Here is a 19,312-nt window from a genome sequence, read left to right on the forward strand (position 1 = left end):
TTACCTCCCCTGACCGAGAGACGTCCGGCCGCGCCGCGGTGCGGCCGGACAAGCGAAATCTCCGAACGCACCCCAGGGGAGCGGCGGGCAGACAAGAAGGCGGACGATCCGATGCTGCGATTCCTGCTCATGCGCATCGCTTCGGCGATTCCGGTTTTCGCGATCTTAAGCCTCGTCACCTTCGCCATCATCCAGGCGCCGCCGGGCGACTATGCCGACTACATCAAATCGCAGCTCATCAACCAGGGCGGCGCGTCCTACGCCGAAGCCGATGCGCAGGCGCAGGCCTACCGCGTCGAGCATGGCCTCGATAAGCCGCTGCCCGTCCAGTATCTCAACTGGATCGGCGGCATCGTCACCCGCGGCGATTTCGGCTACAGCCTCTATTACAACAAGCCGGTGGCCGACGTCGTGGGCGAACGCCTGCCGCGCACGCTGCTGCTCGCGCTGGTCTGCCACCTGCTCGCCTCGGTGCTCGGCATCAGCTTCGGCATATGGGCGGCGACAAGGCAGTATAGCTGGATCGACTCGACACTTTCGGCGATCTCGTTCCTCGGCATGACGGTGCCGCGCTTCCTGATGGCGCTGATCATCGTCTATCTGCTGGTCTTCCAGTTCAACGTGTCGGAGATCGGCTCGTTCTTCTCGCCGCAGTATGGCGGCGCGCCGTGGTCCTGGGCGAAGTTCGTCGACCTGGTCAAGCATGTCTGGCCGGTGGTGGCGATCGCGACCTTCGGCGGCCTCGCCTACAACATGCGCGTCATGCGCGGCAACCTGCTCGACACGCTGAACATGCAATATGTTGAAACGGCCAAGGCCAAGGGTCTGACCGGCGGCGCAGTGGTGATGCGGCACGCCGTGCCCAACGCGCTGCATCCGCTGGTGATGTATCAGGGCGTGGTGCTGCCCTATATGCTCACGGGCGAGATCGAGACGGCGATCATCTTCGCGCTGCCGACCGTCGGCCCGGCCATCGTCGGCTCCATGGCGGTCGGCGACGTCTATGTCACCGCCACCTTCATGATGGTGCTGTCGGCGACGCTGATCGTTGGCAACGTCATCGCCGACCTGCTGCTCGTGCTGCTCGACCCGCGCGTGCGTCAGTTCGGGGAGCGCTAGATGCTGGCGCGCGACCCCTCCCCGCCGCCACCGGCCGAAGGCGTGGCCATAGCCGAACCGGCGCACGCCAATGAGAGCTACATCGCGCTGGTCTGGCGCCGACTGAAGCGCTCCTGGACCGGCATGGCCGGGCTCTTCCTAGTCGTGCTTCTGCTTGTCATGGCTCTCTTCGCGGATTTCATCGCACCCTCGGATCCGAAGGCGACCGATGTCGCTTTCGCGCCGCCGCAGGTGCCGAGCTTTCATGACAAGGACGGCAATTTCACCTTCAGGCCGAGGATCTATGCGCTGGCCGACTCGGCCGACCTCGATCCGGTCACCTTCCAGCCGATCGTCGGCCCCGACTACGACCACCCGCGCCTGCTCGGCTTCTTCGTCGAGGGCGCGCCCTACAGGCTGTTCGGGCTGATCCCGGCCGACCGGCATTTCTTTGCCTCGATGGACGGCCAGCCGGTGCATTTCCTCGGCACCGACAAGTTCGGCCGCGACGTGCTATCGCGCGCCATCCACGGCTCGCGGGTTTCGCTGATGATCGCGCTGACGGTGGTCTTCATCATCACGCTGATCGGCACCACCGTCGGCATGGTTTCCGGTTATTTCGGCGGCAAGTTCGATATCTGGATGCAGCGCTTTGTCGAGTTGGTGCTCGCCTTCCCGCAGCTGCCGCTTTATCTGGCGCTGACGACGCTGATCCCGGTCACCGCGCCGACCAATGTCTTCCTCGGTTTCGTCATCATCGTCATGTCGGCGCTGGGCTGGGCGCAGATGTCGCGGGAGGTGCGCGGCAAGACGCTGGCGCTGGCGCGCATCGACTATGTGCGCGCCGCCATGGCGGTCGGCGCCACCGACCGGCGCATCATCATGCAGCACATTTTTCCCAATGTGATGAGCCATGTCATCGTCGCGGTGACGATCGCCATCCCGACCGTCGTGCTGCTCGAAGCCTTTCTCGGCTTCCTCGGCTTTGCCGTAAAGCCGCCGCTGATCTCCTGGGGGCTGATGCTGCAGGACACGGCGACCTATTCGGTCATCGGCACCTATCCGTGGATCCTGTCGCCGGTCGGCTTCGTGCTGGTCACCGTCTTTGCCTTCAACGCGCTGGGCGACGGCCTGCGCGATGCCGTCGATCCGTATTGAGGTGGCCGGGATGACGACGATCGCGCTCGCAGATAATTTCGCACCCGCCGTCCGGCTCGACCATGCCGGGCGCCATGAACAGCCCATCATCGACGCGCGCAACATCGAGGTCGCGTTCAAGGTGGAGCACGGCACCGTCGAGGCGGTGAAGGACGTCTCGTTCCAGCTCTATCGCGGCGAGACCATCGCCATCGTCGGCGAGTCCGGTTCCGGCAAATCGGTGACGGCACGCACCGTGATGGGGCTCTTGTCGCGGCGGGCGACGGTGTCGCCACGCTCGAGCGTGGACTATCTCGGGCAGAATATCCTGAAATTCCCCGAGGCCGCCCGGCGCAAGCTGCGCGGCAACCGCATCTCGATGATCTTCCAGGAACCGATGAGCTCGCTCAACCCGATCTATACGGTCGGCAGCCAGATCGTCGAGGCGATCCGGGTGCACCGCAGGGTGAGCCGCAGGGAAGCCTGGGCGCGGGCGCTCGAGCTCCTCAAGCATGTCCAGATCCCCGAGCCGGAGGCAAGGCTCAAGCAATATCCGCATCAGCTCTCCGGCGGCCAGCGCCAGCGCGTCATGATCGCCATGGCCTTGGCCAACGACCCCGATGTGCTGATCGCCGACGAGCCGACCACGGCGCTCGACGTCACGGTGCAGGCGCAGATCCTGAACCTGATCCGCAATCTTCAGAAAGAGCTGAAGATGGCGGTGATCCTGATCACCCACGACCTCACCGTGGTGCGCAAATTCTCCGACTACGTCTATGTCATGCAGCATGGCGAGATGCGCGAGCACAACGTCACCGAGCGGCTCTTCGCCAATCCCCAGCATCCCTACACACAGCGGCTGCTCGCTTCCGAACCGCATGGGCGGCCGCAGCCGCTGCCTGAGGGTTCCGGCGCCATCCTCGAGGCGAACGGCGTGCGCGTCTGCTTCATGCTGCGCCACGGTTCGTTCCTGAAGCCGGACTGGCGCGAGCTGGTCGCGGTCGACGATCTCGACTTAAAACTCTGCCGCCACGAGACGCTGGGGCTGGTCGGCGAATCCGGCTCCGGCAAGACGACCTTCGGCCAGGCCCTGCTCAGATTGCAGGATGCCAAGCGCGGCGAAATCCGCTTCGACGGCCAGCCGATTGAGAAGCTCGCGCGCGCAGAGATGCGGCCGCTGCGCTCGCGCATGCAGATCGTTTTCCAGGATCCGTTCTCCTCGCTCAATCCGCGCATGACGATCGGCCAGATCATCGAGGAAGGGCTGGTCGTCAACAAGCTGGGCGCGACGCGGCGCGAACGGGTCGAGCGGGTGCGCGAGGCGCTGGTCAGCGCCGGCATGCCGGGTAACATCCTGTCGCGCTTCCCGCATGAATTCTCCGGCGGCCAGCGGCAGCGCATCGCGATCGCGCGGGCCATTGCGCTGGAGCCTGAATTCATCCTGCTCGACGAGCCGACTTCGGCGCTGGACCTTTCCGTCCAGGCGCAGATCATCGACCTGCTGCGCAAGCTGCAGGACGAGCGCGGCCTCAGCTATCTGTTCATCTCGCACGACCTCAAGGTGGTGCGGGCGCTGTGCCACCGCGTCATCGTCATGCAGCACGGCAGGATCGTCGAACAGGGACCCGTCGACGAGGTCCTTTCCAATCCCAAGACCGCCTACACCGAACGGCTCGTCAGGGCCGCTTTCGAGGTGGCGTAGAAAAGTGCCGGAGGCTTACAGTGGCTAGAAATCCCAGGATCGCGTTCATCGGCGCCGGCTCGACGGTGTTCATGAAAAACATCGTCGGCGACGTGCTGCAGCGGCCTGCGCTGTCGGGCGCGACGATCGCGCTGATGGACATCAATCCGCAGCGGCTGGAAGAAAGCGCCGTCGTCGTCAACAAGCTGATCGCGACGCTCGGCGTCAAGGCGAAGGCCGAGACCTATTCCGACCAGCGCAAGGCGCTGCAAGGGGCCGACTTCGTCGTCGTCGCCTTCCAGATCGGCGGCTACGAGCCCTGCACCGTCACCGATTTCGAGGTACCGAAGAAATACGGCCTGCGCCAGACCATCGCCGACACGCTCGGCGTCGGCGGCATCATGCGCGGCCTCAGGACCGTGCCGCATCTGTGGAAGATCTGTGAGGACATACTCGCCGTCTGCCCGGAGGCGATCATGCTGCAATATGTGAACCCGATGGCGATCAACACCTGGGCGATCGCCGAGAAATTCCCCACGATCAAGCAGGTCGGGCTCTGCCACTCGGTGCAGGGCACGGCGATGGAATTGGCGCACGACCTCGACCTTCCCTACGAAGAAATCCGCTACCGCTCGGCTGGCATCAACCACATGGCCTTCTACCTGAAGTTCGAGCATCGCCAGGCCGACGGCTCCTACCGCGACCTCTATCCCGATCTCGTGCGCGCCTATCGCGAAGGCCGTGCGCCGAAGCCGGGCTGGAACCCGCGCTGCCCGAACAAGGTGCGCTACGAGATGCTGACCCGGCTCGGCTATTTCGTCACCGAGAGCTCGGAGCATTTCGCCGAATACACGCCCTATTTCATCAAGGACGGCCGCCCCGACCTGATCGAGAAATACGGCATTCCGCTGGATGAATATCCAAAACGCTGCATCGAGCAGATCGAGCGCTGGAAGGGCCAGGCGGAAGCCTACCGCTCGGCCGACCGGATCGAGGTCGAGCAGTCCAGGGAATATGCCTCCTCGATCATGAACTCCGTGTGGACCGGCGAGCCGTCGGTGATCTATGGCAATGTCCGCAACAATGGCTGCATCACCTCGCTGCCTTTCGACTGCGCGGCGGAAGTGCCGTGCCTGGTCGACGCTTCCGGCATTCAGCCGACTTACATTGGCGACCTGCCGCCGCAGCTGACGGCGCTGATCCGCACCAACATCAATGTGCAGGAGCTGACGGTGCGGGCGCTGATGAGCGAGAACCGCGAGCACATCTACCACGCGGCGATGATGGACCCGCATACAGCGGCCGAGCTCGACCTCGACCAGATCTGGTCGTTGGTCGACGACCTGCTTGCCGCGCATGGCGACTGGCTGCCCGCCTGGGCGCGTGGCGGACGAAAGAGCGCGGCCGCCTGAGGCCGGATTACGCGCCGGCCTTCTCGCGTGCCACGGCCTGCCAGCCGATGTCGTGGCGATAGAAGCCCTGCGGCCAGTCGATGTGATCGATTGCCGCGTAGGCCCTGGCCTGCGCCTCGCCTACCGTCTTGCCAAGCGCGGTGACGTTGAGCACGCGGCCGCCATTGGCGACCAGCGCCCCGCCATTGACGGCGGTGCCGGCGTGGAAAATCTGGGCGCCATCACGCTCGGCCTCGTCGAGGCCGCGGATGACGGAGCCCTTTTCCGGCGTGCCGGGATAGCCCCTTGCCGCCATCACCACGGTCAGCGCCGCCGCGTCGCTCCAGCGGATCGACATGTGCGCGAGCTGGCCGTCGACGGCGGCGCTGAGCAGGACGAGCAGGTCGTCCTTCAGCCGCATCATCAGCACCTGGCATTCGGGATCGCCGAAGCGGGTGTTGTACTCGATCAGCTTCGGGCCCTGGTCGGTAATCATCAGGCCGGCGAAGAGGATACCGGCGAAGGGCGCGCCGAGTTCGGCCATGCCGCGCATGGTCGGCTCGATGATCTCGCGCATGGTGCGCTCGGTCATTTCGGGCGTCATCCCCGGCGCCGGCGAATAGGCGCCCATGCCGCCGGTGTTCGGCCCGGTATCGCCGTCGCCGACGCGCTTGTGGTCCTGCGCGGTGCCGAAGGGGAGAGCCGTGGCGCCGTCACACAGGCAGAAGAAGCTTGCCTCCTCGCCGGTGAGATATTCCTCGACCACGACCTCGGCGCCGGCGGCCCCGAATGCGCCGTCGAAACAAGCCTCCAGCGCGGCGTTCGCCTCATCAGAAGTCATCGCGATGGTGACGCCCTTGCCGGCGGCGAGCCCGTCTGCCTTGATGACGATCGGCGCGCCGACTTTCTCGACATAGGCCCTGGCCGAAGCGAGATCGCCGAAGCGCCCATAGGCGGCGGTGGGGATGTTGAACCTCGCGCAGAGATCCTTGGTAAAACCCTTCGAGCCCTCCAGCCGGGCCGCCGCCTTGGAAGGGCCGAAGACGCGGATGCCCCAGGCACGCAGGTCGTCGGCGATGCCCGCGACCAGCGGGCCTTCCGGGCCGACCACCACGAGGTCGATCTTCTTTTCCTGGCAGAAGGCGGCGACGGCGGAATGGTCGGCAACGTCCAGCTTCACCAGCTCGGCGACACGGCCGATGCCCGGATTGCCGGGCGCGGCATAAAGCTTCGCCAGCAGCGGCGAGGCGGAGATCTTCCAGGCGAGCGCATGTTCGCGGCCACCCGAGCCGAGAAGAAGAACGTTCATGGCCACCTCTTGCTGATCGTCTCCCCCGACCCCGCTATTGGTCCGCGCGCGGCGGGTCAAGGCGTCTTGGCATTTTGGCGGCAATTGCGCACGGGAAAGCAGCGCAAACGCCGGGGATTGATTGAAGTCGCCCCAACCTCGTCATTCTATGGCGAAGCAAGGAGCGAAGCGACGCGGCGCAGACTTAGCCGGAGGATGCAAATGGCAGAGAATTCTGCACCGTTGCGGCGCTTCGAGGTCACGGAATGGATCCTCGGGTCTGCGCGTCCGCTTCGCTCCCGCTCCGCCCGTGGATGACGAGGCAGGGCCGCTCAGCTCTGATAGATAACAGGGAACCAGTCCTCGCGCAGCTTCTGGCCGGGCTTCATGTCGTGGCCCGGATAGGGCGGCGAGGTGCGGCCGGGACGCTCGACATAATGCGCGTCGTCGCCCACCCAGCGCAGCGACAGCGCCCGGCGCCGCGCCGCCGTCAGATTGCCGCGCGCGCCATGTGCGGTGCGGAAATCGAACAGGATGGCATCGCCCGGCTGCATCTCCCATTCCAGCACCTTCATCGAAGGATCGCGGTCGGGATCGGGCACCGGCAAATAGTCCCCCTCGCCGGCATAGAAATTGGCGTCGTTCAGCCAGCGCACCGGCAGCACCATCTTTTCCCATTTGTGCGAGCCGGCGATCAGCCGCAGCGTCGCCTCCTTCACCGGATCGATCGGGATCCAGAAGCTAACCGTCTGGCTGCCGTCGACAAAGTAATAGGGAATGTCCTGGTGCCACGGCGTCGGCTTCTGCGTGCCCGGCTCCTTGACCAGGACGTGGTCGTGGAAGAACTGCGCGCTGCGCGACTGCATGACGGCGGCGGCAAGCTCGGCGGCCGGCGATTCCCTGACGATCCTGACGAATTCCGGGATGCGCTCCCAGTTGCAGTAGTCGTCGAAGAAGCTGCCCTTGCCGCCGGCGATGTCGGATGCCGTGGCGCTGCGATTCTCGATATTGCGTTCGATGCCGTCCGCGATCACGTCGACCCAGTCCTTGAAGGCGCCGCGGATGCAGACCGCGCCGTCGCGCTGGTAATCGGCAATCGTCGCGGCGTCGATTTTCGGGCTGGCCATCGTGCTCTCCTGCTTGTTCGATGACCGACTATCGCAAGAGCGTCACATCACGTAAAATAATAACTTGTCATTTCACTTATAGTTTTCATCTATGAAGTTCTCGCTGACCCAATTGCGCTATGTCGTTGCCGTGGCCCGCTATGGCAGCGTGACCATGGCGGCCCAGGCGTTGAACGTTTCGCAGCCGTCCATCTCGGTGGCGATCGACCATGTCGAGGACGCGCTTGGCCAGAAACTCTTCGTGCGCCATCGGGGCAGCGGCGTTGCGCTGACATCCTTCGGCCGCAGGGCCGTCGCCAAGGCAAGGCAGGTGCTGGGCGAGGCGGACGAGCTGGCGGCGCTCGGATCGCGCGACGCCGATATCGGCGGCGAGCTGGTGCTCGGCTGCTTCGAGGACCTGGCGCCCTATTTCGCCCCGGCGCTGATGCGTGCCTTTGCCGAGCGCTGCCCGGCCGTCACCGTCGTCATCGGCCACGAGACCTTCGACACGCTGGGACGGCGCCTGGCCGACAGCGCCGTCGATCTCGGCCTCACCTACGATCTCGGCCTTCCCGGCCATTTCAAGCGCGTCCTGCTGCATGAATTGCGACCGCACGCGCTTTTGCCCGCCGGCCATGTGCTGGCGGACAAGCATTCCGTCAGCCTGGCGGAGCTAGCCCAGCATCCGCTGATCACCACGGACCAGCCGCACAGCTGGCAGCACATGCTGGACCTCTTCCTCAGCCGCGGTCTGTCGCCGGTCGCGCGGGCGACGACCAGCTCGTTCGAGCTGCAGCGCTCCATGGTGGCCAACGGCTTCGGCGTCGCGGTCAGCTATACGAGGCCGTATGGCGACCGCAGCTATGACGGCCTGCCGCTGGTCTTAAAGCCTCTCTCCGACGCGCTGCCGATGCAGCGCATCATCCTGACGCATGACACGCGCCAGCGCCTGTCGAAGGCGGCCGTGGCCTTCATCGACGTCGCCAAGGCATGGTTCGCCGGTCACGATGTTTTCACCGCCTGAGGTTTCGGCGCTTGAGCGACATTGCGGCCGCTTGACGGGGCCGCCTGCTGCTGCCACTCCAACGTGATGGAAACCGTCCAGTCGAAAGCGATCCAGGGCCGTGTCGCCGACGCGCCGAGCGGCCATTGGGTCTACCGCGTGCTGCCGCGCTGGCTGTGGCCCTATGCGCAGCTGGCGCGCTGGGACCGGCCGATCGGCTGGCAGCTGCTGCTCTGGCCCTGCTGGTGGTCGGCAGCACTTGCCGCGGGCGCCTATCCGCGCCCGACCGACCCGCTGCTGACGCTGCTTCCAGCGCCCTGGTACCTGCTTTTGTTCTTCATCGGCGCCGTCGCCATGCGCGGCGCCGGCTGCACCTATAACGACCTCGCCGACGAGGACATCGACAATCAGGTCGAGCGCACCCGCTCGCGCCCGCTGCCCGCCGGCAAGGTGACGCGGCGCCAGGCCTGGATCTTCGTCATCATCCAGGCGCTGGTGGGCCTGGCCGTGCTGCTGCAGTTCAACAGCTTCGCCATTCCGCTCGGCGTCGCTTCGCTCGCGATCGTCGCGGTCTATCCCTTCATGAAGCGCATCACCAACTGGCCGCAATTCGTGCTGGGCTTGGCCTTCTCCTGGGGCGCGCTGATGGGCTGGGCTGTCGAGTTCGGCGACATCGATGACCCGGCGATCATGCTCTATATCGGCTCGATCCTGTGGGTGATCGGCTACGACACGATCTACGCGCATCAGGACAAGGAAGACGACGCCATCGTCGGCGTGCGCTCGACGGCGCGGCTGTTCGGCGACAACACCAAGATGTGGCTCACCGGGCTCTATGGCGGCGCGCTGATCTGCTTCGCCATCGCCTTTGCCTCGGCGCAGGTGCCGATCGTGGCGCTGGCCGGCCTGATCGCCGCCGGCGCGCATATGGCGCGCCAGATCATCCGGCTAGACATCAACAATGGGGACCAGTGCCTGAAGCTGTTCAAATCGAACAACCAGGTCGGCTGGCTGATCTTCCTCGGGCTGATCGGCGGGTCGGTGTGGATATGGCTGAAGCCGCTGGTGTAGCGGGCTTTTTCCTTCTCCCCTTGTGGGAGAAGGTGGATCGGCGCGCAGCGCCGAGACGGATGAGGGGTGTTCCAGCGAAGTGAGACGCTGGCTTTCTCTGGAGCACCCCTCATCCGTCGCCTTCGGCGACACCTTCTCCCACAAGGGGAGAAGGGGAAGGTCGCACTACTCCCTTGCAATGATCTCCTGGCCGTCGATGACAAGCCTCAGGCCAAGGTTGCCGGCCTTGCGGCGGGCGAGGAAGCGCGGGCGGCGCGTGGTGGAGACACGGCCCTTGCGGCGCTCCTGCGGCGTCCGCGCCTTGATGGCGGCGCCGAGCGATTCTTCCAGCGTACGGGCGATGCCGTCGGCCTCGATCAAAAGCATCGGCAGGCGATAGGCGTCGGCCCAGGCGCGCCAGTCGGCGGCGACGTCCTCAAGATCATCGGCGACCAGCAGCGGCACCGACAGCATCGGATCATTGTGCAGGAGCTCGAGCGTCACCGTGACGTTGCCGTCCGGATCTTCCAAGGCCCGCGCCGCGACGCCGCGGAACGCCTTGGCGGGCAGCGCGATGATCGCCGGCACGCCGCTCATCTCCAGCATGCGGCGGATGACGGCGCCACGCTGGTCGATGGTGAAGGTGACATCGCCATAGTCGTCGCGCGTGGCATAGCTCACCATCTGGGGCAGGCGAAACGGGTCGAGACGCATGTTGCGCCCGGCCCAGACTGGCTTCAGTCCAGTGTTCATCGAATGTCTTCCCTGTTACTCCTGAGGGCCGTTTTCCGGTTCTCTCAGGGCCGGTTTTCCGGCCTCGTTATGGGAAGAAGCATTAGCGCTGGCTTCTTACCGTCGCGCTTAAGAAGTTCGGTTAAATTTTGCTGATCGGAGCCGATGGTTATCGGAATGCGACCGACCATCAGCTAGGGGAAGGATCAGATAACCTTACCGGGATTCATGATGCCGGCCGGATCGAAGGCGGCCTTCACGCGACGCATCAGGTCGATGGCCATCGGCGGCGCCGTGGCGATGAGCTCGTCGCGCTTCAACTGACCGATGCCGTGCTCGGCCGAGATCGAGCCGTGGAAGGAGCGCACGACATCGTGCACGGCCTTATTCATCGGGTGGTAGAGCTCGAGGAACGGCTCGTCCTGCCAGTCCACGGGGCGCGAGATGTTGTAGTGAAGATTGCCGTCGCCCATATGGCCGAAGCAAACCACGCGCGCGCCGGGGCAGACAGTCTCCACCACGCCGGCCGCCTTTTCGATGAAGTCCGGGATCGAGGCGATCGGCACGGAGATGTCGTGCTTGATCGAGGCGCCCTCGGGCTTTTGGCATTCGGGCAGCGTCTCGCGGAAATTCCAGAAGGCATCGCCCTGGGCCAGGCTTGCCGACACCACGGCATCACCGACGATGCCTTGCTCGAGGCCGGCCGAAAGGATCTCCTCGATCAGCGCCTTGCCGTCCTCTTCAGAGCGTCCGGACGAGATCTGCATCAGCACATACCACGGCCAGTCGTCGGCCAGCGGCCGGGTGATACCTTGCCCGTGCTTCAGCGTGAAATCGTAAGGCCTTCTGGCGATCAGCTCGAAAGCGGTGAGCGAGGCGCCGGCCCTATCCATCGCCAAGGTGAACAACGAAAGCGCGTCCTTAGGGGACGACGGCAGGCCGGCAAAGGCGACCTCCCTGCCCTTCGGCTTCGGGAACAGCTTCAGCACTGCGGCGGTGATGACGCCGAGCGTGCCTTCGGCGCCGACGAAGAGGTTCTTCAGGTCGTAGCCGGTGTTGTCCTTCTTCAATTTGCGCAAATCGTCGAAGACCTCGCCGGTCGGCAGCACCACCTCGACGCCGAGGCAGAGCTCACGCGCATTTCCATAGGCAAGCACGCCGGTGCCGCCGGCGTTGGAGGAGAGATTGCCGCCGATCTGGCAGGAGCCTTGCGCGGCGAGCGAGAGCGGAAACAGCCGGTCGGCGGCGTCGGCGGCCTCCTGCAGCGTCTGCAGGATGACGCCGGCCTCGGCCGTCACTGTGTTCGACAGGACATCGATCTCGCGGATGCGGTTCAGCCGCGACAGTGACAGCACGATGTCGTGGCCGGATTTGTCCGGCACCTGGGCGCCGACCAAGCCCGTATTGCCGCTCTGCGGCACGATCGGCGTGCCGGTCTCGGTCGCAAGGCGCATGATGCGGCTCACCTCCTCGACGCTGCCCGGCCTCAGAACCAGCGATGTGCGACCATGCCAGAGGCCGCGCCGCTCGGTGATGTAGGGCGCGATGTCGGCCTGATCGCGCAGCGCATATTTGTCGCCGACGATTGCCGCGAAGCGGTCGATGACGGCAGGGTCGAGGTCGAAGGGCTGATCGTTCATGGGTCAGAACCTAAAGCAATTCCAGGAAAAGTGCGAAACGGTTCCGTCCGGAATTGCATCAAAACAAAGCGATAGATCAGCCAGTCTTGCCGCGTGGCGCGGCAGCACGGGCAAGGCGGTCATTTATCGCCTCGCCCAGGCCCTCGAACGGGATCGGTTCGACAGCGATGGTCGTGGCGCCGCTGCGGTCGAGCGCCTGCATGGCCGCAAAAAGGTTGCTTGCCGCCTCGCGCAGGTCGCCTCTCTCGGAAAGATTGCGCAGCGCAACGGCCTGTTCCCAGCCCCAGGCGCGTTTGCCGCCGAAAGCGAGCAACGCCTCGCCTTCGGCAATCTTCTCCACGTTCAGCCGCATCGCCGCACCCGGCGCGTAATGCGAGGCGAGCATGCCGGGCGCTTCGATGCCGGCAGCGCCACGCACCAGTTTCGCGCCGGCCACCGCCTCGATCTCCTCGGCGCCGATGCCGCCGGGCCTGAGCAGCCGCAATTTGCCATGCTCGACCTTGAGAATGGTCGATTCCAGGCCGACGAGCGTGGCGCCGCCATCGACGACCAGCTTGATCCTGTCACCGAGATCGGCGGCGACCGCTTGCGCCGTCGTGCCACTGATCTTTCCGGACGAATTGGCGCTGGGGGCGGCGAGCGCCCGGCCGAGCCGCGCGATCAGCTCGCCGCCGAACCCGCGCGGCATGCGCAGCGCGATCGTGTCCAGCCCCGCGGTGACCAGCGGATGGATGCCGTTGTCCGCGCGCTGCGGCAGCACCAGCGTCAGCGGGCCGGGCCAGAAGGCTTCGGCCAATCTTGCCGAGAGCGGGTCGAAGCCGGCGATGCGGTCGGCCATCGCGCGATCGGCGACATGGGCGATCAGCGGGTTGAAGCGTGGCCGGCCCTTGGCCTCGAAAATGCGCGCAACGGCGACGCCGTTGGTGGCATCACCTGCCAGGCCGTAAACCGTCTCGGTCGGGATGGCGACGACGTCGCCGGCTTGAAGCAACGCCAAAGCCCGCTCAAGCGCCTCGCCAACCGCCAATATCTCAGCCAAATTCGCCACCAGTCCTGATGCATGTTGCCCAATAGTGTGCAGCGGTTTTGGGACAACAACATGCATGAAACAAAACCTAAAGCGCGTCGATTGAATCCATTTCAACGCGACGCGCTTTAGACATGCCGGTCCCGTAATACGGCCGCATCCATCGGGCAAGTGCGCGCATTGGCGATTTATCAATCCCTAAAATGTTAAGTTTCCGCGCAAGCCGGCTTCAATTTGCCGGCGTTAAGGTGCGGGCCGGTGGTTACGGGCTGGGGAGTTTTCGTCATGCGTTTGCTCGGAGCGTTCGGCATAAGCCTTTTGGCAATGAACGGCGCGGCGCATGCTTCGTCGATCGTCGCGCTCGGCGTCTCGACCTCGACGCCTTCAGTGGTCAAGTTGGACGCGATCGATCCGGCCAAGCTGTCGGCGCTCTCCGCGCCATCGTTGATTGCGCTCGGCGACTACCCCATGCCCGCCGTCACCGACGAAAAGGTCGCGGCTATTCCCGAAAAGCCCGGGCATCAGCCGGCGCCGATGATCATCCGCGGCGGCATTGTCGGCGGCGCCTTCGCAACGCCTGCCGCGACCGCATCGGCCAAGCCCGCAACGCCGGCAACCGCGGCCACCACGCCGGCGGCCACCACGCCGGCAAACGGCACTTCGCCGGCAACGCCTGCCGACGGCACCGCGTCCGCTTCGAACGGCAACGACAAGGCCGGCAGCCAGCCGACCGCTACAGCCAATGCGTCGGGCGGCGCGCAGCCACAGGCCCAGCCGCAAAATGCCCAGCAGCTGCCGCGCGTCGGCAAGGCGATGTAAATCACACTGGACGCCATCCCGATATGCTAGGCGCTTGGCACTGTCCGAATCCCGTCATCGGGATCGGGCACGATAGCACTGGCATTTCAAAGGGGGGTTTCATGACTGTTTCGAAAGCAATGGCCGTTGCCGGGCTGGTGGCGGCAACAGTGCTGGGCGCGGGTTCGGCGCGGGCCGACGATATGCTCGGCTCTTACGTCGCGCGGATTTCCGATCGCGATCATCGGGCCAGCGACGGCTATCCGCTGAGCAGCGCGGCGCAGATGGTGCGGCAAGACCGCGCCAACTGGCACAAGTTCCACCGGCGCGACGGCGACGACCAGGGCGATCCCTGGTTCCGCAGCGACGGCTCGCGCGCCGACCTGCAGCGCATGCTGGAACGCGGCGGCGCCATGAGCAGCGCCACAAGGCGCGCCATCGTCAATGGCGAACCGTTGATCGAGGTGGATGTCTATTCCGACAGCGTGCGGGTCAGCATAGTGGAAGATTGAGAGGTCAATCTTCCTGGAGGACTGACGAGCCTAGCCTGACGAAAAGGGCGACGCGCTCAACGCGCCGCCCCTCATGCCTCACACGACAGGAGACGGCTCAGGCCGCTTCTTCTTCGTCATCATCTTCGTCGGCGTCCTCTTCATCCTCGTCGCCGTCTTCATCCTCGTCATCGGACTCGTCGCCCGAGGCCTTGGCTTCTTCGTCGGCGTCATCGTCTTCGTCTTCGTCGTCATCTTCATCCTCGTCTTCCGACTCGGCGTCAGTCGAGGCGATGGCCTCCTCTTCGTCGTCTTCGGAAGGACCGGCGGATTCGACCGCCGCCGCAGCGGCGTGGTCGAGGAGATTTTCGGAAGTGGATTCGATGCCCTCGGCGGCGGCCGGGGTCTCTTCAATCAGGTCGATATCGTCAACGGAATTCATGGCATGCCTCCGTGTTTGGGAACGTATCTTTGTCCCATGCAGAGGTCATCGCCGTATGACTGTAAGCCGACTCCGGCGCATTAAATTTCGGACGCAAAATTGTTCAAGCCTGCCCGTACACTAGCGAATACGAGCAGGCCTCAACCGCGCGATTTCTTCGCGGTCAGCCGACGATCTTTGAAAAATCCGCGACCTGATCGGTGGCGGCGCGGATGCGGGCAAGCAGCGCCAGGCGGTTGGCGCGCACGGCCTGGTCCTCATCATTCACGAGAACGCCTTCAAAGAATGAATCAACCGGTTCGCGCAACACGCTAAGGGCCAGCATGGCGCCGGAAAAATCTTCGTTTTGAATTGCTTGGCCGGCTTCCTTCTCGGCCTGATTCACCGCGGCATAGAGCTTCTTTTCCGCGTCCTCGCGGAACAGAGCCGACTCAACGGTCTCGGCCACAGCCGTTTTCTTCTTCTCTTCCGCCGCCAGGATGTTGGCGGCGCGCTTGGTGCCGGCGAGCAGGTTCTTGCCTTCGTCGGTGTCGAGCAAGGAGCCCAGCGCCTCGACGCGGCGCACGATCTGCAACAGGTCGTCGGACTGCAGCGTGATGACGGCGTCGATCAGATCGTGCCGCGCGCCCTGGTCGCGGAGGTAGACCTTCAGGCGGTCGTGGAAGAAGGCAAGGAGGTCGGACGACTGATCCGCGCCGCCTTTGAAATTTGCAAAGGCCTTAGCGAAAACTGACGCCAGCGCCAGGCGAATCCGGTTCTCGATGAGGATCCTGACCACGCCAAGCGCAGCTCGGCGGAGCGCGAACGGATCCTTGCTGCCGGTCGGCTTCTCATCGATCGCCCAGAAGCCGGTCAGCGTGTCGAGCTTGTCGGCGAGCGCGACCGCGACCGAGACCGGATCGGTCGGCACGCGGTCGGACGGACCCTGCGGCTTATAATGCTCCTCGGCGGCCGCGGCCACCGATGCGTGCTCGTCCTGCAGCAGCGCGTATTTGCGGCCCATGGCGCCTTGCAGTTCCGGAAACTCGCCAACCACTTCGGTCTGCAGATCGGCCTTGGCGAGCACCGCCGCGCGGGCGACAAGCGCGGTAATCTCCCTCCTTGAGGGGGAGATGTCGCCGAAGGCGACAGAGGGGGTCGTCTCACGTAGAATGCCGAGGCTGTCCGTCGTTGCGGAAGACGCTGGCGCTTCACGCGCGGCGACCCCCTCTGGCCTGCCGGCCATCTCCCCCTCAAGGGGGGAGATCGACTTCGCGACCACCGGCGCCAGTTCCTCGGCCAGGCGCTTGATACGCTCAACGCGCGCGCCTTGCGTGCCGAGTTTGGCATGGAAGGTCACGTTGAGATGGTCGAGCCGCGCCATGCGCTGGTCGAGCGGCTTCTTCAGATCCAGGTCGAACTTCGCCGCTGATACGCCCAGTTGATCGAGATCTGGCAGGTCGCTTTGGTCGGTCCTCCAGAAATAGAGCGCATCGGACAGGCGCGCCCTGACCACCTTGCCGTTGCCGTAGGCGATCTCCTTGCCGCCGCCCTTCGCCTCGATGTTGGCGACCAGGATGAAGCGATTGGACAGATCGTCGGACGCGCCCTGTGGCCGGGTGACGAAGCATTTCTGGTTGGCGCGGATGGTGAGGCGGATGACCTCGCCCGGAATGGTGAGGAAATCCTGCTCGAACTCGCCCATCAGCACGACCGGCCATTCGACCAGGCCGGAGACTTCCTCCAGCAGGCCCTCGTCCTCGACGAGGTCGAGGCCGTTGGCGAAGGCAATGTTGCGGGCATCGGCCAGGATGATCTCCTTGCGCCGGTCCGCGTCGAGCACGACCTTGGCCGCTTCGAGCTTCGCCACATAGTCGTCGAAGCGGCGCACGGTGATCGGGCCCGGCGCATGGAAGCGGTGGCCATAGGTGATGTTGCCGGCGCGGATGCCGTCGATCTCGAAATCGACCACGACCGGCTCCTCGGTCTCCGGGCCGAAGGTGCAGACGATCGACTGCAACGGCCGTACCCAGCGCAGCGAGCCGGGCTTCGCCGAGGCCGGCCCCCAGCGCATCGATTTCGGCCAGGGGAAGCTCTTGATGATGCCCGGCACCAGCTCGGCGATGATCTCTTCGGCCGCCCTGCCCGGCTTCGAGATGTGCGCGAGATAGAAATCGCCCTTCTTCGGATCGGAATGGACATGCGCCTCGGCGATCGATGACAGGCCGGCCTTGCGCAGGAAACCCTGCACCGCCTGCTCGGGCGCCGTGGTCGAGGGACCCTTGATCTCCTCGCGAATGTCCTTCGAGCGCGCCGTCAGGCCGCGGATGTCGAGCGCCAGGCGCCGCGGCGTCCAATATTCGCGCGCCGCCTCATAGGTGAGACCCGCCTCGACCAGACCGTCGGTCAGCATCTTCCTGAGGTCGCCGGCAGCCTTGCGCTGCATGCGGGCTGGAATCTCTTCCGAGCGAAGTTCTAGAAGCAGGTCAGGCATGATTAGGCTCCCACCCTCCCCTTGATGGGGAGGGTCGGCGCGTAGCGCCGGGGCGGGGTGACGGCCTCTCAGCCGCCAATACCTTCGGCACCATCGCGCAGATGCAGGTGTGATTTCCGTTCTTCCACCGCCGCATAAATTGTATCGAGCACGGAATCCAGTTCGTTTTTTATCTCATGGTTCCAGAAGCGGACGACGCGATAGCCCTGGCTTTCAAACCATCGTGTTCGAACTTCATCATGGCGAAGTTGATCATCGGCACTGTGGTGGGAGCCATCCACCTCGATAATCAATTTCAGCCGATGGGATAAGAAGTCGGGGTAATAGGCGCCCACAGACGCCTGTCGGCGGAAATGTGTCCCTTCGACCGGGATGCGCCACAGGTGCCGCCACAGCAGTCGTTCTTCGTCCGTCATCGAGGCGCGAAGCCTTCGTGCGGACTGCAACTTGAAACGGTCAAGTTTTGGCATAGGGAAGCGCCAGTCACCCCCACCCGCCGCTTCGCGGCGACCTCCCCCATCAAGGGGGAGGTAAGAGCGCATAGCAACTCGGCCGGCCCCTGTCACCCTGCATGCCGATCCCCATTTCGATCGATTTCAGGAAATTTTCAGGTCTTCGTCGGGACCGGGCGGGTCCACCCGTCCTAAGTGCAGACACCCCATGAACCGAACACGGCGCTGAAGCGACACACGCTCAGGCGGAGACCTATTGGCTGAACGACAATGAAGACGGCATCGAGAACCCTGCAGATCCTGGCGCTCAGCGCCTGCTTCGCCGCCCAGATGCACGGCGTGATCACGATGCCGGGGGTGAGGCAGGCCATGCGCACGATCGACGGCGCGACCGCGCAGATCGTGTTGCCGGCCGGCGCCGCCACCGAGACCCTGAAAGCCGTACCGGCCTAGAGCGATCCACCGTTTCACGGCAACGGTGAATTCGCTCTATCTTGTTTTGACGCGATTCCGGACGGAAAACCGCTACGCACTTTTCCTGGAATTGCTCTAAGCCGCCGCCAGCCCGCCTGCCCGTGTCTTCAGAAACGCCTCGCCGCAGGCTTTGGCCAGGTTGCGCACACGCAGGATATAGCTTTGCCGCTCGGTGACCGAGATCACGCCGCGCGCGTCGAGCAGGTTGAAGACATGGCTTGCCTTGATGCACTGGTCGTAGGCCGGAAAGACCATGCGGTGCATGGCCAGATTGTCGCTCGGCTTCGGCGTGCCGGCATCGAGCAGCGCCTTGCACTCGGCCTCGGCGTCCTCGAAGTGCCTCAGCAGCATCGCGGTGTTGGCGAATTCGAAATTGTGGCGCGAATATTCCTGCTCGGCCTGCAGGAAGACGTCGCCGTAGGTGACTTTCTCGGCACCCTCGCGGCCGTTGAAATTCAGGTCGTAGACATTGTCGACGCCCTGCACATACATGGCGAGCCGCTCCAGCCCGTAGGTCAACTCGCCCGCCACCGGCGCGCATTCGATGCCGCAGACCTGCTGGAAATAGGTGAACTGGGAGACTTCCATGCCGTCGCACCAGCACTCCCAGCCAAGCCCCCAGGCGCCAAGCGTGGGGCTTTCCCAATCGTCCTCGACGAAGCGGATGTCATGCAGCAGCGGATCGACGCCGATCGCTTCCAGCGAGCCGAGATAGAGCTCCTGCAGGTTCGGCGGATTGGGCTTCAGGATCACCTGGTACTGGTAATAATGCTGCAGGCGGTTGGGGTTCTCGCCATAGCGGCCGTCCTTCGGCCGGCGCGAGGGCTGGACGTAAGCGGCGTTCCAGCGCAGCGGACCGAGCGCGCGCAAGGTGGTGGCCGGATGGAAGGTGCCGGCGCCGACTTCCATGTCGTAAGGCTGCAGGATGAGGCAACCATAGTCGGCCCAGTAATTGTGCAAGGTCAGGATCAGCCCCTGGAAGGAGCGGCTGGGATGCATATGTGCGGGGATTTCGATGGTCACGGCGGC

The 19,312-nt window shown here is 64.6% G+C and carries 18 protein-coding genes; 9 read left to right on the plus strand and 9 right to left on the minus strand.

Annotation, left to right across the window (positions count from 1 at the left end):
- Positions 1-111: 111 nt before the first annotated feature.
- From CK230_RS06645 to CK230_RS06660, 4 genes are read left to right on the plus strand one after another with little or no spacing between them, the layout of a single operon-like run.
- The gene (locus tag CK230_RS06645; RefSeq protein ID WP_095816350.1) at positions 112-1,119 is read left to right on the plus strand and encodes an ABC transporter permease; all 1,008 of its coding nucleotides are present in this window, start codon (positions 112-114) and stop codon (positions 1,117-1,119) included.
- On the plus strand, positions 1,120-2,256 hold the full coding sequence (locus tag CK230_RS06650; protein WP_095816351.1) for an ABC transporter permease: 1,137 nt from the start codon (positions 1,120-1,122) through the stop codon (positions 2,254-2,256).
- Positions 2,257-2,266: 10 nt separating this feature from the next.
- The gene (locus CK230_RS06655; protein ID WP_095816352.1) at positions 2,267-3,937 is read left to right on the plus strand and encodes an ABC transporter ATP-binding protein; all 1,671 of its coding nucleotides are present in this window, start codon (positions 2,267-2,269) and stop codon (positions 3,935-3,937) included.
- A 20-nt stretch (positions 3,938-3,957) separates the two neighbouring features.
- Positions 3,958-5,328: an alpha-glucosidase/alpha-galactosidase gene (locus CK230_RS06660; RefSeq protein ID WP_095816353.1), complete on the plus strand. Its 1,371-nt coding sequence runs from the start codon at positions 3,958-3,960 to the stop codon at positions 5,326-5,328.
- A 7-nt stretch (positions 5,329-5,335) separates the two neighbouring features.
- Here CK230_RS06660 and purD read toward each other — a convergent pair whose 3' ends face one another.
- Together purD and CK230_RS06670 are read right to left on the minus strand one after the other, a co-directional pair.
- Positions 5,336-6,616, minus strand: coding sequence for a phosphoribosylamine--glycine ligase (gene purD / locus CK230_RS06665; RefSeq protein WP_095816470.1), 1,281 nt, complete (start codon positions 6,614-6,616; stop codon positions 5,336-5,338).
- A gap of 311 nt (positions 6,617-6,927) precedes the next feature.
- Positions 6,928-7,722: a phytanoyl-CoA dioxygenase family protein gene (locus tag CK230_RS06670; protein ID WP_095816354.1), complete on the minus strand. Its 795-nt coding sequence runs from the start codon at positions 7,720-7,722 to the stop codon at positions 6,928-6,930.
- A 91-nt stretch (positions 7,723-7,813) separates the two neighbouring features.
- Here CK230_RS06670 and CK230_RS06675 point away from each other — a divergent pair, with 91 nt between their 5' ends.
- Both CK230_RS06675 and ubiA read left to right on the plus strand, forming a co-directional pair.
- The gene (locus CK230_RS06675; RefSeq protein ID WP_095816355.1) at positions 7,814-8,725 is read left to right on the plus strand and encodes a LysR family transcriptional regulator; all 912 of its coding nucleotides are present in this window, start codon (positions 7,814-7,816) and stop codon (positions 8,723-8,725) included.
- A 66-nt stretch (positions 8,726-8,791) separates the two neighbouring features.
- Positions 8,792-9,775, plus strand: coding sequence for a 4-hydroxybenzoate octaprenyltransferase (gene ubiA / locus CK230_RS06680; RefSeq protein WP_095816356.1), 984 nt, complete (start codon positions 8,792-8,794; stop codon positions 9,773-9,775).
- 165 nt (positions 9,776-9,940) lie between these two features.
- Here the strand turns inward: ubiA and CK230_RS06685 are convergent, their stop codons facing one another.
- The 3 genes from CK230_RS06685 to CK230_RS06695 all read right to left on the minus strand — a co-directional run bounded on the left by CK230_RS06685 (position 9,941) and on the right by CK230_RS06695 (position 13,165).
- The gene (locus tag CK230_RS06685; RefSeq protein WP_095816357.1) at positions 9,941-10,507 is read right to left on the minus strand and encodes a DUF6101 family protein; all 567 of its coding nucleotides are present in this window, start codon (positions 10,505-10,507) and stop codon (positions 9,941-9,943) included.
- 185 nt (positions 10,508-10,692) lie between these two features.
- On the minus strand, positions 10,693-12,126 hold the full coding sequence (locus CK230_RS06690; protein WP_095816358.1) for an FAD-binding oxidoreductase: 1,434 nt from the start codon (positions 12,124-12,126) through the stop codon (positions 10,693-10,695).
- Between the two features lie 76 nt (positions 12,127-12,202).
- The gene (locus CK230_RS06695; protein ID WP_245429838.1) at positions 12,203-13,165 is read right to left on the minus strand and encodes an L-threonylcarbamoyladenylate synthase; all 963 of its coding nucleotides are present in this window, start codon (positions 13,163-13,165) and stop codon (positions 12,203-12,205) included.
- 273 nt (positions 13,166-13,438) lie between these two features.
- Here CK230_RS06695 and CK230_RS06700 point away from each other — a divergent pair, with 273 nt between their 5' ends.
- Together CK230_RS06700 and CK230_RS06705 are read left to right on the plus strand one after the other, a co-directional pair.
- The gene (locus CK230_RS06700; RefSeq protein WP_176480030.1) at positions 13,439-13,972 is read left to right on the plus strand and encodes a hypothetical protein; all 534 of its coding nucleotides are present in this window, start codon (positions 13,439-13,441) and stop codon (positions 13,970-13,972) included.
- A 101-nt stretch (positions 13,973-14,073) separates the two neighbouring features.
- Positions 14,074-14,463: a hypothetical protein gene (locus tag CK230_RS06705; protein ID WP_095816360.1), complete on the plus strand. Its 390-nt coding sequence runs from the start codon at positions 14,074-14,076 to the stop codon at positions 14,461-14,463.
- Positions 14,464-14,560: 97 nt separating this feature from the next.
- Here CK230_RS06705 and CK230_RS33045 read toward each other — a convergent pair whose 3' ends face one another.
- The 3 genes from CK230_RS33045 to CK230_RS06720 form a co-directional block, all read right to left on the minus strand.
- Positions 14,561-14,884, minus strand: a complete 324-nt coding sequence (locus tag CK230_RS33045; RefSeq protein WP_176480031.1) for an ATPase — start codon at positions 14,882-14,884, stop codon at positions 14,561-14,563.
- A gap of 163 nt (positions 14,885-15,047) precedes the next feature.
- On the minus strand, positions 15,048-17,357 hold the full coding sequence (gene glyS / locus CK230_RS06715; RefSeq protein ID WP_095816362.1) for a glycine--tRNA ligase subunit beta: 2,310 nt from the start codon (positions 17,355-17,357) through the stop codon (positions 15,048-15,050).
- Between the two features lie 68 nt (positions 17,358-17,425).
- Positions 17,426-17,827, minus strand: coding sequence for a DUF559 domain-containing protein (locus CK230_RS06720; protein WP_095816363.1), 402 nt, complete (start codon positions 17,825-17,827; stop codon positions 17,426-17,428).
- Positions 17,828-18,079: 252 nt separating this feature from the next.
- Here CK230_RS06720 and CK230_RS06725 point away from each other — a divergent pair, with 252 nt between their 5' ends.
- Complete coding sequence (locus tag CK230_RS06725; RefSeq protein ID WP_095816364.1) at positions 18,080-18,262, plus strand: hypothetical protein; 183 nt, start codon at positions 18,080-18,082, stop codon at positions 18,260-18,262.
- Between the two features lie 96 nt (positions 18,263-18,358).
- Here CK230_RS06725 and CK230_RS06730 read toward each other — a convergent pair whose 3' ends face one another.
- Positions 18,359-19,282, minus strand: coding sequence for a glycine--tRNA ligase subunit alpha (locus tag CK230_RS06730; protein WP_176480037.1), 924 nt, complete (start codon positions 19,280-19,282; stop codon positions 18,359-18,361).
- Positions 19,283-19,312: the final 30 nt, after the last annotated feature.

Origin of the sequence: Mesorhizobium sp. WSM3859 (assembly GCF_002295065.1) — a bacterium.
Classification (GTDB): domain Bacteria; phylum Pseudomonadota; class Alphaproteobacteria; order Rhizobiales; family Rhizobiaceae; genus Mesorhizobium.